Source organism: Enterobacter sp. HNDS-6, assembly GCF_039850505.1.
GTDB classification, from domain to species: domain Bacteria; phylum Pseudomonadota; class Gammaproteobacteria; order Enterobacterales; family Enterobacteriaceae; genus Enterobacter; species Enterobacter kobei.
Genome location: NZ_CP156673.1, coordinates 3427733 through 3445042, shown reverse-complemented (window position 1 = coordinate 3445042; position 17310 = coordinate 3427733). Strand labels below are relative to the sequence as shown.

Annotated in this window: 13 protein-coding genes; 9 read left to right on the top strand and 4 right to left on the bottom strand. The window is 58.3% G+C overall.

Annotated features, from left to right (window positions below; genetic code table 11):
- The first annotated feature begins 81 nt into the window (after positions 1 to 81).
- Positions 82 to 1314, top strand: a complete 1233-nt coding sequence (gene moeA, locus ABFI50_RS16110; protein WP_347484505.1) for a molybdopterin molybdotransferase MoeA — start codon at positions 82 to 84, stop codon at positions 1312 to 1314.
- Position 1315: 1 nt separating this feature from the next.
- Positions 1316 to 2068 (top strand): molybdopterin-synthase adenylyltransferase MoeB, encoded by a 753-nt coding sequence (moeB, locus tag ABFI50_RS16105; protein ID WP_232932194.1) that lies wholly within the window; start codon positions 1316 to 1318, stop codon positions 2066 to 2068.
- Between the two features lie 89 nt (positions 2069 to 2157).
- Here moeB and fsa read toward each other — a convergent pair whose 3' ends face one another.
- Positions 2158 to 2820, bottom strand: coding sequence for a fructose-6-phosphate aldolase (gene fsa, locus ABFI50_RS16100; RefSeq protein WP_347484503.1), 663 nt, complete (start codon positions 2818 to 2820; stop codon positions 2158 to 2160).
- A 127-nt stretch (positions 2821 to 2947) separates the two neighbouring features.
- Between fsa and ABFI50_RS16095 the strand changes: the two genes are divergently transcribed.
- The 4 genes from ABFI50_RS16095 (at position 2948) to ABFI50_RS16080 (ending at position 8673) form a co-directional block, all read left to right on the top strand.
- Positions 2948 to 3847 (top strand): glycyl-radical enzyme activating protein, encoded by a 900-nt coding sequence (locus tag ABFI50_RS16095; RefSeq protein ID WP_347484501.1) that lies wholly within the window; start codon positions 2948 to 2950, stop codon positions 3845 to 3847.
- Positions 3848 to 3851: 4 nt separating this feature from the next.
- Positions 3852 to 6284: a formate C-acetyltransferase/glycerol dehydratase family glycyl radical enzyme gene (locus tag ABFI50_RS16090; RefSeq protein ID WP_014883126.1), complete on the top strand. Its 2433-nt coding sequence runs from the start codon at positions 3852 to 3854 to the stop codon at positions 6282 to 6284.
- A 167-nt stretch (positions 6285 to 6451) separates the two neighbouring features.
- Positions 6452 to 7267: a Cof-type HAD-IIB family hydrolase gene (locus ABFI50_RS16085; RefSeq protein ID WP_176260457.1), complete on the top strand. Its 816-nt coding sequence runs from the start codon at positions 6452 to 6454 to the stop codon at positions 7265 to 7267.
- A 149-nt stretch (positions 7268 to 7416) separates the two neighbouring features.
- Complete coding sequence (locus tag ABFI50_RS16080; protein WP_200557800.1) at positions 7417 to 8673, top strand: DUF1479 domain-containing protein; 1257 nt, start codon at positions 7417 to 7419, stop codon at positions 8671 to 8673.
- Here ABFI50_RS16080 and ABFI50_RS16075 read toward each other — a convergent pair.
- Positions 8670 to 9743 carry a LacI family DNA-binding transcriptional regulator gene (locus ABFI50_RS16075; protein WP_023332477.1) on the bottom strand — a complete coding sequence of 358 codons (1074 nt, stop codon included), beginning with the start codon at positions 9741 to 9743 and terminating at the stop codon, positions 8670 to 8672. The genes ABFI50_RS16080 and ABFI50_RS16075 overlap by 4 nt on opposite strands.
- A gap of 288 nt (positions 9744 to 10031) precedes the next feature.
- Here ABFI50_RS16075 and ABFI50_RS16070 point away from each other — a divergent pair, with 288 nt between their 5' ends.
- Together ABFI50_RS16070 and ABFI50_RS16065 are read left to right on the top strand one after the other, a co-directional pair.
- On the top strand, positions 10032 to 11333 hold the full coding sequence (locus ABFI50_RS16070; RefSeq protein ID WP_014883122.1) for an MFS transporter: 1302 nt from the start codon (positions 10032 to 10034) through the stop codon (positions 11331 to 11333).
- A 17-nt stretch (positions 11334 to 11350) separates the two neighbouring features.
- On the top strand, positions 11351 to 13714 hold the full coding sequence (locus ABFI50_RS16065; protein ID WP_047343483.1) for a glycoside hydrolase family 31 protein: 2364 nt from the start codon (positions 11351 to 11353) through the stop codon (positions 13712 to 13714).
- A 90-nt stretch (positions 13715 to 13804) separates the two neighbouring features.
- Here the strand turns inward: ABFI50_RS16065 and ABFI50_RS16060 are convergent, their stop codons facing one another.
- Entirely contained in the window at positions 13805 to 15400 is a 1596-nt protein-coding gene (locus ABFI50_RS16060; RefSeq protein ID WP_014883120.1) for an ABC-F family ATPase, read from the bottom strand.
- Between the two features lie 222 nt (positions 15401 to 15622).
- Here ABFI50_RS16060 and ldtB point away from each other — a divergent pair, with 222 nt between their 5' ends.
- A complete protein-coding gene (ldtB, locus tag ABFI50_RS16055; protein ID WP_014883119.1) occupies positions 15623 to 16543 on the top strand; it encodes a L,D-transpeptidase in 921 nt (306 codons plus the stop codon).
- Between the two features lie 41 nt (positions 16544 to 16584).
- Here ldtB and ABFI50_RS16050 read toward each other — a convergent pair whose 3' ends face one another.
- Entirely contained in the window at positions 16585 to 17301 is a 717-nt protein-coding gene (locus tag ABFI50_RS16050; RefSeq protein WP_014883118.1) for a GntR family transcriptional regulator, read from the bottom strand.
- Positions 17302 to 17310 lie beyond the last annotated feature (9 nt).

Here is a 17310-nt window from a genome sequence, read left to right as displayed (position 1 = left end):
CGTACACCCATCGGGTCATACAGTTAGCCGCACTTTTCTGCCATAATGGACGCTTTCGTTGTTACTCCTCAGGAGCCCACCATGGATTTTACCGCCGGACAGATGCCGCTTGAGACGGCACTCACGCAGATGCTTGACCGACTTTCGCCGCTGCAAGACGTCGAAACGCTGCCCCTCGTGCGCTGTTTTGGCCGAATCGCCGCGCGCGATATCGTCTCTCCGCTTAACGTGCCGGGGTTCGATAATTCCGCGATGGACGGTTATGCGGTACGCCTGGCGGACCTCCAGACGGGCAACGCCCTGCCGGTGGCGGGTAAAGCCTTTGCCGGTCAGCCGTTTAGCGGTGAATGGCCTGTGGGCACCTGCGTGCGCATCATGACCGGCGCGCCGGTTCCGCCAGGCTGCGATGCCGTGGTGATGCAGGAAGAAACCGAACAGACGGACGACGGCGTGCGTTTTACCGCCAGCGTCAAAGCGGGCCAGAACATCCGCCGTACCGGCGAGGACATTACCCTTGGCGCAACGGTCTTTGCCGCCGGGCAGAAGCTGACGGTGGCGGAGCTGCCGGTGCTGGCCTCGCTCGGCATCGCGGACATTGACGTTATCCGGAAAGTGCGCGTCGCGGTGTTCTCCACCGGTGACGAGCTGCAGCTTCCGGGCCAGCCGCTGCAGGACGGTCAGATTTACGACACCAACCGGCTGGCAGTCCACCTGATGCTGGAGCAGCTGGGCTGCGAAGTGATTAATCTCGGCATCATTCCTGACGATCCGGAAAAACTGCGCGCGGCATTTATTGAGGCGGATCAATCTACCGATGTGGTCATCAGCTCCGGCGGCGTCTCCGTGGGGGAAGCGGATTACACCAAAACCCTTCTTGAAGAGCTGGGCGAAATCGCCTTCTGGAAGCTGGCAATCAAACCGGGCAAACCGTTCGCGTTTGGCAAGCTTCCGCACAGCTGGTTCTGCGGTCTGCCGGGTAATCCGGTCTCAGCGGCACTCACCTTTTACCAGCTGGTGATCCCGCTGCTGGCGAAGCTTTCCGGCAACACCGCCAGCCCGCTGCCGGAACGCCTGCGCGTGCGCGCCGCGACGCGCCTGAAAAAATCGCCGGGTCGGCTTGATTTCCAGCGCGGCATTCTGGCGCATAACGCGCAGGGTGAGCTGGAAGTCAGCACGACCGGGCACCAGGGTTCGCACATTTTCAGCTCCTTCAGCCTGGGCAACTGCTTTATCGTGCTGGAGCGCGAGCGCGGCAACGTGGAAGCGGGTGAATGGGTTGAGGTAGAGCGCTTCAACCACCTGTTCGGAGGCTGACATGACGGTGGAACTGAGCGACCAGGAGATGATGCGCTACAACCGCCAGATTGTCCTGCGCGGGTTTGATTTCGAGGGACAGGAAGCACTCAAGGCGGCCAGCGTGCTGGTTGTTGGCCTCGGCGGGCTCGGCTGCGCCGCCGCGCAATACCTGGCCGCGGCGGGCGTGGGCAGGATGACGCTGCTGGATTTTGATACCGTATCGGTGTCTAACCTGCAGCGCCAGACGCTGCACAGCGACGCGACCATTGGCCAGCCAAAAGTGGAATCCGCCCGGGCTGCCCTGGCGCGCATCAACCCCAACGTTCAGTTCACCCTGCTTGACGCGATGCTGGATGACGAGGCGTTATTTGCGCAGATTGCGCAGCACGATCTGGTGCTCGACTGCACCGATAACGTCGCCGTTCGTAACCAGCTTAATGCAGGCTGTTTTGCCCACAAAACCCCGCTGGTCTCCGGTGCGGCGATCCGCATGGAGGGGCAGATCAGCGTCTTCACCTACGCGGAGGGGGAACCCTGCTACCGCTGCCTGAGCCGTCTGTTTGGTGAGAATGCGCTAACCTGCGTTGAGGCGGGCGTGATGGCGCCGCTCGTCGGCGTGATTGGGTCGCTGCAGGCAATGGAAGCGATTAAAGTGCTGGCGCATTACGGTACGCCTGCCGCTGGAAAAATCGTGATGTATGACGCGATGACCTGCCAGTTCCGCGAGATGAAGCTGATGCGTAATCCGGGGTGTGAGGTTTGTGGAGGTTAAAGCAAACGGCAACCTTCAGGTTGCCGTTTTAGTGTTTGCTCCCTCTCCCTGTGGGAGAGGGTTGGGGTGAGGGCATCAGGCCGCACCCGTCAAATCGACGTCCGACCAAACGCCCCCTGCCAGTCCTGCTCAAACTTCACAATCGCTGCGTCTACCGCAGGAGAGGTAATAAACTGCTGCGCCACGTCCAGCGGCAGCGTGATGGACTCGCATCCTGCCAGCAGGCAGTCCAGCGCCTGACGTGGGGTTTTAAAGCTCGCGGCCAGCACTTTTGATTGCGGGGCGTGCAGCGTCAGCAGCTGTTGCAGCTCAACCACGGTCTGGATACCGTCCCCGCCCTGCGCGTCCACGCGGTTCACGTATGGCGCGACATACTCTGCTCCTGCCAGCGCGGAGAGCATACCCTGGGCCGCGCCGTACACTGCCGTACCCAGCGTCGGAATGCCTTCCGCTTTCAGCATCTTGATGGCTGCCAGCCCTTCGGCAGTTACCGGCACTTTCACCACCAGGTCGTTAATCATCGCGCGCAGCTTACGCGCGTCGTCCACCATACCTTCAGCGGTCGTCGCCATCACCTGCGCGAACAGACGGCCTTTACCGCCCAGCGCGTCGTGCAGCGCGGGCAGAAGCTCATCCAGCGGCGTTTTACCTGCCGCCACAATGCTTGGGTTGGTAGTCACGCCCGCCAGCGGGAAGATACGCGCCAGCTTTTTGACTGCCGCAACGTCAGATGTGTCGAGATAAAGTTCCATGATGTCACCCTCAAAATTAGTCTGCACTTAACCTATCACAGGAAAACCTGCTCAGGAGTTGACCTGCATCAAGATAACTTTCATTCGAAAGTAATTTAATCTTCATATGCAACCTGAGGGCAAAAACATGATCTTCAATATTCAGCGTTACTCCACCCACGATGGCCCCGGTATTCGTACCGTGGTGTTCCTGAAAGGCTGCTCGCTGGGCTGTCGCTGGTGCCAGAACCCGGAAAGCCGCTCCCGTAGCCGGGACGTGCTGTTTGATGCGCGCCTGTGCCTTGACGGCTGCGACCTGTGTCAGCAGGCGGCGCCGGGCTGTATCGAACGCGCGCTGAATGGTCTCGTCATCCACCGTGAAAAATTGCGTGAAGAGACGCTCAACGCCCTCACCGACTGCTGCCCGACGCAGGCGCTGACCGTCTGCGGTAAAGAACAGCAGGTGGGCGAGATCATGGCGACCGTGCTGCGCGATAAGCCCTTTTACGACCGCAGCGGCGGCGGTATTACGCTTTCCGGCGGCGAGCCGTTTATGAACCCGGAGCTGGCGCACACGCTGTTTAAAGCCAGCCACGAACAGGGGATCCACACCGCCGTTGAAACCTGTCTTCACGTGCCGTGGCACTATATCGAGCCTTCATTACCGTACGTCGATCTGTTCCTCGCCGACCTGAAACACGTCGATCCTGAGGTGTTCAAACAGTGGACGGACGGCTCGGCCAAACGGATCCTCGATAACCTGAAGCGCCTTGCCGCTGCCAGGAAAAAAATCACCATTCGCGTACCGCTGATTCAGGGCTTCAATGCCGATGAAGCGTCCGTAACCGCCATTACCAACTTCGCCGCCGATGAACTTGGCGTCGATGATATTCATTTTCTGCCGTATCACACGCTGGGCATGAACAAATACACCCTGCTTGGCCAACCCTACTCTGCCCCTGACAAACCGCTGGATAACCCTGCCCTGCTGGACTTCGCGCAGCAGTACGCCTGCCAGAAAGGGTTAACCGCGACCTTACGAGGATAAACCTATGACGACGTTAAATCTCAACACCCTCAGCGAGCGCATCAAGGCGCACAAAACCGCGCTGGTCCATATCGTTAAGCCGCCGGTCTGTACCGAGCGCGCGCAGCATTACACCGAAATGTACCAGCAGCACATGGACAAGCCGATCCCGGTGCGTCGCGCCCTGGCGCTGGCGCATCATCTGGCTGAGCGTACCATCTGGATCAAACACGACGAGCTGATTATCGGTAACCAGGCAAGCGAAGTTCGCGCCGCACCTATCTTCCCGGAATACACCGTCTCCTGGATTGAAAAAGAGATCGACGATCTGGCGGACCGTCCGGGCGCGGGCTTTGCGGTGAGCGAAGAGAACAAGCGCGTCCTGCATGCGATCTGCCCGTGGTGGCGCGGCCAGACGGTGCAGGATCGCTGCTACGGCATGTTCACCGACGAGCAAAAAGGCCTGCTGGAAACCGGTATTATCAAAGCCGAAGGCAACATGACCTCCGGCGACGCGCACCTGGCGGTGAACTTCCCGCTGGTGCTGGAGAAAGGTCTCGACGGCCTGCGCGCTAAAGTCGCCGAGCGCCGCTCGCGTATCAACCTGACGGTGCTGGACGATCTGCACGGCGACCAGTTCCTGAAAGCGATCGATATCGTGCTGGACGCGGTGAGCCTGCACATCAAACGTTTTGCCGCTCTGGCACGCGAAATGGCGGCCACGGAAACCCGCGAAAGCCGCCGCGACGAGCTGCTGGCAATGGCGGAAAACTGCGACGTGATTGCCCACGAGCCGCCAAAAACCTTCTGGCAGGCGCTGCAGCTGTGCTATTTCATTCAGCTGATCCTGCAGATTGAGTCTAACGGTCACTCCGTGTCGTTTGCCCGTATGGATCAGTATCTCTATCCGTTCTACCGCCGCGACGTGGAGCTGAACCAGAGCCTGGACCGCGAACACGCCATTGAGCTGCTGCACAGCTGCTGGCTGAAGCTGCTGGAAGTGAACAAGATCCGCTCCGGCTCGCACTCTAAGGCCTCTGCCGGTAGCCCGCTGTACCAGAACGTCACCATCGGCGGCCAGAAGCTGGTCAACGGTGAGCCAATGGACGCGGTCAACCCGCTCTCCTACGCGATTCTGGAATCCTGCGGTCGCCTGCGCTCCACTCAGCCGAACCTGAGCGTGCGTTACCACGCAGGCATGAGCAACGACTTCCTCGACGCCTGCGTACAGGTGATCCGCTGCGGCTTCGGGATGCCGGCGTTCAACAACGATGAAATCGTTATCCCGGAATTTATCAAGCTCGGCGTTGAACGTGATGACGCCTATGACTACGCGGCCATCGGCTGTATCGAAACCGCCGTGGGCGGCAAGTGGGGCTATCGCTGCACCGGCATGAGCTTTATCAACTTTGCCCGCGTGATGCTCGCCGCGCTGGAAGGCGGCCGCGACGCCACCAGCGGTAAGGTATTCTTGCCGCAGGAAAAAGCGCTCTCTGCCGGTAACTTCGATAACTTCGAGGAGGTGATGGCGGCGTGGGATACGCAGATTCGCTACTACACCCGCAAATCCATCGAAATTGAGTACGTGGTGGACACCATGCTGGAAGAGAACGTGCACGATATTCTCTGCTCGGCGCTGGTGGACGACTGCATCGAACGCGCGAAAAGCATCAAGCAGGGCGGCGCGAAGTATGACTGGGTTTCCGGCCTGCAGGTGGGTATCGCCAACCTCGGCAACAGTCTGGCGGCGGTGAAGAAGCTGGTGTTTGAACAGGGCGTCATCGGTCAACAGCAGCTGGCGGCCGCGCTGGCGGATGATTTCGACGGGTTGACCCACGAGCAGCTGCGTCAGCGTCTGATTAACGGCGCGCCGAAGTACGGTAACGACGACGACAGCGTGGATATGCTGCTGACGCGTGCTTACCAGACCTACATTGAAGAGCTGAAGCAGTACCACAACCCGCGCTATGGTCGTGGTCCGATTGGCGGTAACTACTACGCGGGCACCTCCTCCATTTCCGCAAACGTGCCGTTTGGCGCGGCAACGATGGCGACTCCGGACGGACGTAAGGCGCATACCCCGCTGGCGGAAGGGGCAAGCCCGGCGTCCGGTACCGACCACCTCGGCCCGACGGCGGTCATCGGCTCCGTGGGTAAACTCCCTACCGAGGCGATTCTGGGCGGCGTGCTGCTGAACCAGAAGCTGAACCCGTCGACGCTGGAAAACGACAGCGATCGCCAGAAGCTGATGGTGCTGCTGCGCACTTTCTTCGAGGTGCATAAAGGCTGGCATATTCAGTACAACATCGTCTCGCGCGAAACGCTGCTGGAAGCGAAGAAACACCCTGACCAGTACCGAGATTTAGTGGTACGCGTGGCGGGCTACTCGGCGTTCTTCACCGCCCTGTCGCCGGATGCACAGGACGATATTATTGCGCGTACCGAGCATACGCTGTAAAAAAACGCCCGGTGGCGCTGCGCTTACCGGGCCTACATTGTCTCCCCCGTAGGCCGGGTAAGGCGAAGCCGCCACCCGGCTTTCTGACTTTCATTCGAAATTAAATTTGTGCTCCCCGTCACCTTGTTATTAGAATGTTTCAAAACGCAGTGACCCAGGAGCACAGTATGACCGTAAAAGTTATCGTCACCGATATGGACGGAACTTTCCTTGATGATGCCAAGCAGTACGATCGTGACCGCTTCCAGGCACAGTTTGAGCAGCTTAACGCCCGCGGCATTGAATTCGTTGTCGCCAGCGGCAATCAGTATTATCAGCTCATCTCCTTCTTCCCTGAGCTAAAAGATCGAATCTCCTTCGTGGCGGAAAACGGCGCGCTGGTGTTCGATCACGGGGAACACGTTTTCCACGGCGAACTGACTCGCCATGAGTCGCAGATCGTCATTGGCGAACTGCTGAAAGATAACGCGCTGAACTTCGTGGCCTGCGGACTGGAGAGCGCTTACGTCAGCGATAAAGCCCCGGACGAATTTGTGGCGCTGATGTCTAAGCACTACCATCGCTTAACGCGCGTCAGCGGTTATCACGAGATTGACGATGTGCTGTTCAAGTTCTCACTGAACCTGCCCGACAGCGATATCCCGAACCTGATCGACGCGCTGCATGTTTCTCTCGACGGCATTATGAAACCGGTCACCAGCGGCTTTGGGTTTGTGGACTTGATCATTCCTGGCCTGCATAAAGCCAACGGCATCAGCCGCCTGCTGAAGCGCTGGGAGCTCTCCCCGCAGCAGTGCGTGGCCATTGGCGACAGCGGCAATGACGCGGAGATGCTGAAGCTGGTGAAATACTCATTTGCGATGAACAACGCGGCAGAAAGCATCAAACAGATCGCCCGCTACAGCACCGACGACAACAACCACCAGGGCGCGCTGAACGTCATTCAGGCCGTGCTCGATAACCATTCCCCGTTCGACGCCTAATCTCTCTCCCGCCGGAGCCCCGCTCCGGCCTCTCACTCTTTTTCCGTCCTGTGGCTTGCGTCAAGTTTTTAAACTTGCATTAACTTATTTTTAACTTAAAGTATCACTTGTAGATATTTTTACTTTCGAATGAAAGATGCGAGGCAGTTATGACCTTTACCAGTGAAACTTTGCCAGCGGACCACAAAGCGGCAATTCGTCAGATGAAGCGCGAGCTACGCGCCCAGATCGGTGATGTTCAGGCGGTGTTCGACAAGCTCAGCGACAACATTGCCACCCGCGTGGCAGAGATCAACGCCCTCAAGAATAAAGGCCAACCCGTCTGGCCGACGATCCCGTTCGCGGATGTGAAAAACGGCACAATCACCGCTGAACAGCGCGAGGCGGTTAAGCGTCGGGGCTGCGCGGTGATCAAAGGTCATTTTCCGCGCGAACAGGCGCTGGCGTGGGATCAGTCGATGCTCGACTATCTCGATCTCAATAACTTTGACGAGGTGTACAAAGGGCCGGGCGATAACTTCTTCGGCACCTTAACCGCCTCTCGTCCGGAGATTTACCCGATCTACTGGTCGCAGGCGCAAATGCAGGCGCGTCAGAGCGAAGAGATGGCGCAGGTGCAGTCGTTCCTGAACCGTTTATGGACATTCGAGAGCAACGGCAAGCAGTGGTTCGACCCGGATGTCAGCGTGATTTATCCGGATCGTATTCGCCGCCGCCCACCGGGCACCACCTCTAAAGGGCTGGGCGCGCACACCGATTCCGGCGCGCTGGAGCGCTGGCTGCTGCCTGCCTATCAGCAGGTGTTTGCCCGCGTGTTTGACGGCAATATTGATAAGTACGATCCGTGGAACGCCGCGCACCGCACCGAAGTGGAAGAGTACACCGTGGATAACACCACCAAGTGTTCGGTGTTCCGTACTTTCCAGGGCTGGACGGCGCTGTCGGACATGATCCCCGGCCAGGGACTGCTGCACGTGGTGCCCATCCCGGAAGCGATGGCGTACATTCTGCTGCGTCCGCTGCTGGACGACGTGCCGGAAGATGAACTCTGCGGCGTCGCGCCGGGCCGCGTGCTGCCGATTTCGGAAAAATGGCACCCGCTGCTCATCGAAGCATTAACCAGCATACCGGCGCTGGACGCAGGGGATTCCGTGTGGTGGCACTGCGATGTGATCCACTCCGTCGCTCCGGTGGAAAATCAGCAGGGCTGGGGCAACGTGATGTACATCCCTGCCGCGCCGATGTGCGAAAAGAACCTCGCCTACGCGAAAAAGGTGAAGGAAGCGCTGGAAACCGGTGCGTCACCGGGAGATTTCCCGCGTGAAGATTATGAAAAAAGCTGGCAGGACCGCTTTACCGTGAACGATCTCAACATCCACGGCAAGCGCGCGCTGGGTATGGTTTAACTGTCGTACAGCCCTTCCCGCTCAACGGCGGTGCGTCGTTTCCCCTGACGTATCCGCCGTACCGATTCCCGCACGGTCAACGTGCCGTTCAGCAGCAAGGTTCCCACCGGGGCGTCCGGGCGCATCAGCCGCTGCTGGAGCATATGCACCGCTTCCGTTCCCAGTTCATCACGCGGGACATGCACTGCCGTCAGGGGCACATCCTGAATCGCCGCCAGATTAAAACCGTCGATGCTCATGACGGAAACGTCCTGCGGTACCCGCAATCCCTGTTTCTGCAAAGCGCTGATGGTGCCCGCCGCCATAAAGTCGCCGCCGACCAAAAACGCGGTGGGCAGATCTTTTCCCTTCTGCTGGTTAAGCCACTCGCTAACCAGCTGTTCCGTTTCGCGCGCGCTAAAGCTCGGCACCACCAGCAGATCGCGCTTGTCGCTGAACGTCAGGTTATGGGCGTGCCACGCGTCGCGGATCCCTGCCAGGCGCAGCTCCATGGTGTAACGGCGCAGACACAGCACGTTCATCACGTCGCGGTGTCCCATTTCGAACAGGTATTCCGCCGCCCGCTCGCCAATGGCGCGATGGTCCGGCGCTACGGCAGGCAGACGCATGTGGCGGTCACGGCAGTTAATTAGCATGCAGGGTTTCCCCACGTCCACCGCCAGATCGTGGATATGCGGATCGTCAATACCGAGCAGAATGGCTGCCTGGGTATCCGGCTCGTTCATGCGTGCCAGAAAAAGCTGCGCGTCGCTGTCGTTCTCCTCCAGCGCACAGTAGCGTAGCCGAACCTCGTGCGAAGCCAGCCCTTTGCTGACGCTCTGGATCACGCGGTAGTAAAAGATGTCGGACCGCTCGTCAAAGGCTCGCTGGGGAGCAAAGACCACCAGGCTGTTAAGCAGCAGACGCCCCGCCGCCATGCCATCCATCACCCCCAGCTCCCGTGCGCACGCCAGCACCTTTGCACGCGCTTTTTCGCTGGTGTTCGCTTTGCCCGCCAGCACGCGGGAAACGGTACTGATAGAGAGTTGCGTACGGGCGGCGATTTCGGTGATTTTTAGCCTTTTGTCCATTTTGTGATCTGGCTCCATTTGCGAAATGAAAAAATTTTCATAGCGTATCTGTCAGGTAATAACGGGCATAACGACCATCATGCCAGAGGGTTTGCACCCGTTATGAGAAACTTTGCACAAAATCCACTATTGCCCACTCATTTTCTCCCTTAAGGTGAACTTGTCACACAACTTCCATACTAGTTGTATAGCAACTTAAGCATTCTAAACGGATAGAAATCAAAGGCATAACAATCTGTGTGACACCTGAACCTCCGTCCCCTTAGCGTCCGTCTTGTGGAGAGTAAAATGAGTCAGGACATCAATAACACCGTTGCGACAAGCAAAACCCGTCGCGTCATCAAGAACCTGCGCTGGTACGTGCTGGTGCTGTTTTTACTGGGCGTCACCGTTAACTACATCACCCGAAACTCATTGGGGATCCTCGCGCCGGAACTGAAAGAGAGCCTCGGGATCACCACCGAGCAATACTCCTGGATCGTCGGCGCATTCCAGATCGCCTACACCATTTTCCAGCCCCTGTGCGGCTGGCTGATTGACGTCATCGGCCTGAAGATTGGCTTTATGGTCTGCGCCGGGATCTGGGCGCTGATGTGTATCTTCCACGCGGGGGCCGGAAGCTGGCTGCACCTGGCTATCCTGCGCTTCTTTATGGGGGCCTCTGAGGCCGCCGCAACCCCGGCGAACGCCAAAACCATCGGTGAATGGTTCCCGAAATCGGAACGTCCTGTTGCCGCCGGTTGGGCGGGCGTGGGCTTCTCCATCGGTGCGATGCTGGCCCCGCCAATTATCTACTTTGCTCACGCGTCGTTTGGCTGGCAGGGTGCGTTTATGTTTACCGGCGTGCTGGCGCTGCTGTGGGTGATCCTCTGGTGGGCGTTCTACCACAACCCGGAGCAGCACCCGAACCTGAGTAAGGATGAGCTGGCATTTATCAAGCAGGATAACGAACCGCCTGCGGTCAAACTGCCGTTCCTGACCGCGCTGAAAACCGTCTCGAAAAACAAACGTTTCTACGGTATCGCCATCCCGGCCTTTATGGCGGAACCGGCCTGGGCGGTGTTGAGCTTCTGGGTGCCGCTGTATCTCGCCAAAGAACACGGCATGGACCTGAAGCAGATTGCGATGTTCGCCTGGCTGCCATTCCTCGCTGCTGACCTCGGCAGCGTGGCAAGTGGCTACCTGACGCGATTGTACACCCGCCTGTTCGGCTGCTCCCGCGTTAACTCCGTCGTCGCCAGCTCCGTCACCGGCGCGTTTCTGATGATTTCTCTGGGCATTGTCGCCATTACCCGCGACCCGTATATCACCATCGTGCTGATCTCCATCGGCGGCTTTGGGCACCAGATTATCTCCTGCATGCTCAGCGCCCTGGTCGTGGAGTCGTTTGATAAGGGCCAGATGGCGACCGTCAACGGCATGCGCGGCTCGGCGGCGTGGATCGCCAGCTTCCTGTTCTCGCTGTTAATCGGTGTGACCGCCGACAAAATCGGCTTTAACCCGCTCTTTATTGCCATGGGCTTCTTTGACCTGATTGGCGCTGTCTTCCTGGTAGCATTTATTGCTGAACGTCGCGCCAAGCGCGCCTGATAGTGGATGTATTGCATATGAAAACCCTGAAAAACTGGACCGTTGATACGCAGTCGGCAAACCATCTGGAACTGCTGGTGGATAACCAGCACCGCCTGTGCCTGTATGTGCTGGAAGAGAACCTGTTCCGCGTGCTGATCAAACGCAAAGGTGAACTGGCGCTGGACCGCACCTGGAGCATCGCCCCGGCGCAAGACGTGCCGTGGGAAGGTCGCCGTCGTGACGATGTCAGTGGCTTTACCTGCCCGGCCTGGACGCTGACGCGGCAGGAAAATACCGTGACGGTGGCGACGGAGCAGCTTCGGGTGACCGTCCACCAGCCCCTGTGGCTGGAGTGGCACTACCGCAATGACGCGGGCGAGTGGCAGCCGCTGGTCAATGACCGTCCGACCAGTGCGTACCTGCTGAACGCCCACGGTGACGGCGTGGCGCACTATCTGAGCCGTCGCAAGGACGAACGTTTCTACGGGCTGGGCGAGAAAGCGGGCGATCTACAGCGCAACGGTAAACGCTACGAGATGCGCAACCTGGATGCGATGGGCTACAACGCCGCCAGCACCGACCCGCTGTACAAGCACATTCCGTTCACACTCACCCGTCGCGACGACGTGAGCTACGGCCTGTTCTACGATAATCTGAGCAGCTGCTGGCTGGATCTGGGCAACGAGATCGACAACTACCACACCGCCTATCGGCGCTGGCAGGCGGAAGCGGGCGATATCGATTACTACATCTTTACCGGCAAGCGCGTACTGGACGTCACCAAAGCCTTCGTGCGCCTGACCGGGAAAACGCTGTTCGGACCGAAATGGAGCCTGGGCTACAGCGGCTCGACCATGCACTATACCGACGCGCCGGACGCGCAAAACCAGCTGATGAACTTTATCCGCCTGTGTGAAGAACACGCGATTCCATGCGACTCGTTCCAGCTCTCCTCAGGCTATACCTCCATTAACGGCAAGCGCTACGTCTTTAACTGGAACCATGACAAAGTGCCGCAGCCGAAGGTGATGAGCCAGGCGTTCCACGATGCCGGGTTAAAGCTGGCCGCCAACATCAAGCCTTGTCTGCTGCAGGATCATCCCCGCTATAATGAAGTGGCGGAACGTGGCCTGTTCATTCGCGACTCAGAAACTGATGCACCTGAACGTTCCAGCTTCTGGGATGACGAAGGCTCGCATCTCGATTTCACCAACCCGCAGACGGTACAGTGGTGGCAGAACGGCGTGACCACGCAGCTGCTGGAGATGGGGATAGACTCGACCTGGAACGATAACAACGAATACGAAGTATGGGACGGGGAAGCACGCTGTTTTGGCTTTGGCAAAGAGATTGCCATCAAACACATTCGCCCGGTGATGCCGCTGCTGATGATGCGCGCCTCGCTGGAAGCGCAGCAGCGTTTCGCGCCGGAAAAACGTCCGTATCTCATTTCCCGCTCCGGCTGCGCCGGGATGCAGCGCTACGTCCAGACCTGGAGCGGCGATAACCGCACTCACTGGGATACCCTGCGCTATAACATCCGCATGGGGTTGGGCATGAGCCTCTCCGGGCTGTTCAACGTCGGCCACGACGTCGGCGGTTTCTCCGGCGACAAGCCAGACGCCGAGCTGTTCGTGCGCTGGGTGCAAAACGGCGTGATGCATCCGCGCTTTACCATTCACTCGTGGAACGATGACCACACGGTCAACGAGCCGTGGATGTACCCGGGCGTCACCCCCGCTATTCGCGGTGCGATTGAGCTGCGCTACCGTCTGCTGCCCTATCTCTACACCCTGCTCTGGCAGGCGCACGCCGACGACGAACCGATGCTGCGCCCGACCTTCCTCGACCACGAGCACGACGCGCGGACCTTCGAAGAGTGCGATGACTTCCTGCTGGGCCGCGACCTCCTTGTCGCCAGCGTCGTCGAGGCCGGGCAGCGTAAACGCCACGTCTGGCTGCCGGATAACGAAACCGGCTGGTACGATTTCTACACTCATGAATGGTTCGCTGGCGGGCAAGCGATCGTCCTCGACGCGCCGCTGGAGAAACTGCCGCTGCTGGTGCGCGCCGGTGCCGGTCTGCCGCTCAGCGAGCGCATCCGTCACGTGAGCGCCGAAAAAGACGATACCCGCGAGCTGAAGCTGTTCCCGGTGAAAGGCGTCGGCACCACGTCCGGCCTGCTGTTTGAAGATGACGGCGAGTCCTGGGGCTACCAGAACGGCAATGCGCTGTGGGTGGCGTGGGAAATGGTGTGCGACGGGGCAACCGTCAACCTGAACATCAGTGCACGCGGTGATTATCGTCCGGCATGGAACGCGCTGAAGGTGTCGTTACCGGCGGGGGAAAAACGTAAGCTGCTGGTGAATGGTGAAGAAAGGTGTGATTGGGTGGTGTAGTGCGGCCTGATGCCCTCACCCTGCCCCTCTCCCACAGGGAGAGGGAATGGAACGTAGGCCGGGTAAGGCGAAGCCGCCACCCGGCTTTTTTTAACTCTCGATACCTTTGCTGCGCAGGTAATCTTCGTAGTTACCGGTGAAGTCCACCACGCGCTCTGGCGTAATTTCGATCACGCGGGTCGCCAGCGAGCTGACGAATTCACGGTCGTGAGAAACGAAGATCAGCGTGCCCTGATACATCTCCAGCGCCATGTTCAGCGATTCGATAGATTCCATATCCAGGTGGTTAGTCGGTTCGTCCATTACCAGGATATTGGGTTTTTCCATCATCAGCTTGCCGAACAGCATGCGACCCTTTTCACCACCGGACAGCACTTTCGCCGGCTTCTTGATGTCGTCCTGACTGAACAGCAGACGACCCAGAATGCTACGCACCGCCTGCTCGTCGTCGCCTTCCTGCTTCCACTGGCTCATCCAGTCAAAGACGGTCAGGTCGTTTTCGAACTCGTATTCATGGTCCTGCGCGTAGTAACCAATCTGCGCGTTTTCTGACCACTTCACGGTGCCGTTGTCCGGCTGCAGTTCACCCACCAGGGTTTTCAGCATGGTGGATTTACCCACGCCGTTGGCACCCAGAATGGCAATCTTCTCGCCCACTTCCAGCAGCAGGTTGAAGTTTTTAAACAGCGGACCTTCATCGAAGCCTTTGGTAAGGGCTTCCACTTCCAGCGCGTTACGGAACAGTTTCTTGTCCTGCTCGAAGCGGATGAACGGGTTCTGACGGCTGGAGGCTTTGACTTCTTCCAGCTTGATTTTGTCGATCTGACGGGCGCGGGACGTCGCCTGACGAGACTTAGAGGCGTTCGCGCTGAAGCGGCTGACGAAGGATTGCAGGTCCGCAATCTGCGCTTTCTTCTTGGCGTTGTCGGCCAGCAGGCGTTCACGCGCCTGGGTCGCAGCCGTCATGTATTCGTCGTAGTTGCCCGGGTACACGCGCAGCTCGCCGTAGTCCAGATCCGCCATGTGCGTACAGACCATGTTCAGGAAGTGACGGTCGTGCGAAATGATGATCATGGTGCTGTCGCGGTCGTTCAGCGTCTGCTCCAGCCAGCGGATGGTGTCGATGTCCAGGTTGTTCGTTGGTTCGTCGAGAAGCAGGATGTCCGGGTTAGAGAACAGCGCCTGCGCCAGCAGGACACGCAGCTTCCAGCCTGGCGCGACTTCACTCATCGGGCCGTAATGCTGTTCAACAGGAATGCCCACGCCCAGCAGCAGCTCGCCCGCACGCGCTTCAGCTGAATAGCCATCCATCTCGCCGTAATGCGTTTCCAGTTCGGCCACTTTGTAGCCGTCCTCTTCGCTCATTTCAGCCAGGGCGTAAATGCGATCGCGCTCCTGCTTCACTTCCCACAGCTCCGCGTGCCCCATGATCACGGTGTCCAGCACGGTGAACTCTTCGAAGGCGAACTGATCCTGACGCAGCTTACCGATGCGCTCGTTCGGATCGAGCGACACGTTGCCAAGCGTCGGCTCCAGGTCGCCGCCGAGGATCTTCATAAAGGTGGATTTTCCGCTACCGTTGGCACCAATCAGGCCGTAACGGTTGCCGCCGCCAAATTTGACGGAAATGTTTTCGAACAGCGGCTTACTGCCAAACTGCATAGTGACGTTGCTGGTAACTAACACGGGGAGATTCCTGCGAAAAGTGTGATAAACACGGCATTATGCCACAATTCCGAATTGAGATCCCGTGTTGCGGCAATCCACTAAACTTTAACAAAATCGAAAAAAATGTGATTTCGTACACATCTGAATTCCCTGCGAGCGGGAATGCACATATAATGCGCTCCCATCATAGATTCAGACTTATCAACTCATCGCCTGAATGGCTTAGATACCTCGCACAACATGAACATGAAATTAACAACGCTTTTTGCGGCGGCGTTAGCCGTAGTAGGTTTTTGTAAGACCGCGTCTGCGGTGACGTATCCCCTGCCGACAGACGGAAGCCGTCTGGTGGGCGAAAACCAGGTGGTGACGGTACCAGAAGGTAACTCTCAGCCGCTGGAGTATTTCGCCGCACAGTACCAGCTGGGCCTGTCCAACATGCTGGAAGCAAACCCGGGCGTTGACCCGTATCTGCCAAAAGCGGGTACCGTACTGAATATTCCTCAGCAGCTGATCCTGCCGGATACCGTTCATGAAGGTATCGTCATTAACAGCGCCGAAATGCGTCTGTATTACTACCCGAAAGGCACCAACACCGTTATCGTGCTGCCAATCGGTATCGGCCAGCTGGGTAAAGACACCCCAATGAACTGGACCACCAAAGTTGAGCGTAAGAAAGCGGGCCCAACCTGGACCCCTACCGCCAAAATGCACGCAGAATACATCGCTGCCGGCGAACCGCTGCCAGCCGTTGTGCCAGCCGGTCCGGATAACCCGATGGGTCTGTACGCGCTGTACATTGGCCGTCTGTACGCCATTCATGGCACCAACGCCAACTTCGGTATCGGCCTGCGCGTAAGCCACGGCTGCGTGCGTCTGCGTAACGACGACATCAAGTTCCTGTTCGAAAACGTGCCGGTCGGTACGCGCGTGCAGTTCATTAACGAACCGGTAAAAGCGACCACTGAGCCAGACGGTAGCCGTTACATTGAAGTGCACAACCCGCTGTCTACCAGCGAAGACCAGATCAACAACAACGAAGTCGTTCCTGTGACGCTGAACAGCGCGGTGCAGGCGGTGACCTCTCAGCCTGACGTGGAAACGACCATCGTTGACCAGGCCGTGCAGAACCGCTCCGGTATGCCGGTGCGTTTGAACTAATAACGAGCATTAAAAAAGCGGGCTTCAATGCCCGCTTTTTTTTACCCGTTATTCACGATAACTATCCCGCCGTGGTCGTACCGATAGTGGCAGTGGGCATATTCCAGCGGCGTGCCATCTTCCAGATAAATGACCTGCTCCACCTCCAGCACCGGATCGGTTTCCTCGCAGACCAGATGTTGCCTGTCCAGCGCATTGGGTTTTAGCGCCCGCACCACCCTGTATGACCCCATAATTTTCAACCCCAGCGTCTCCTGAACATACTGAAACACCGAACCGTCAAGATGGCTTTTCGTCAGGCCGGGCACCAGGGTCATCGGCATGACCGTTGAATCCAGCGACATCGGTTCACCGTTTAATAAACGCAGGCGAATAAAATCATAGACCGGCGCATCGGCATTAATCATCAGCGACGCCTGCTCTTTCTCGTTCGGGAAGCGCAGTTCAAAATGCACCACCTGGCTCGTGACCGTACCCAGATGTTCCCAGGTTTTGGTGGCACCAAAATAGTCGCTGCCGGAGAGATCCCACTGGGAAAGCTGAAGGAAGTTTTTGCGGATAAAGGTGCCCTGCCCCTGACGGGTATAAACCAGACCTTCGACAATCAGCTGGCGCATCGCCTGCTGGATGGTCATCCGGCTGGTGCTGAACTCCGCCGCCAGCGCAAACTGGTCCGGCAGGGGTTCATTGGCGGCGTACTGCTGGCTGATAATGCGTTTTTTAATTTCCCGCGCTATGGTGATGTACTTCGCCGCCATCGTCCTTCC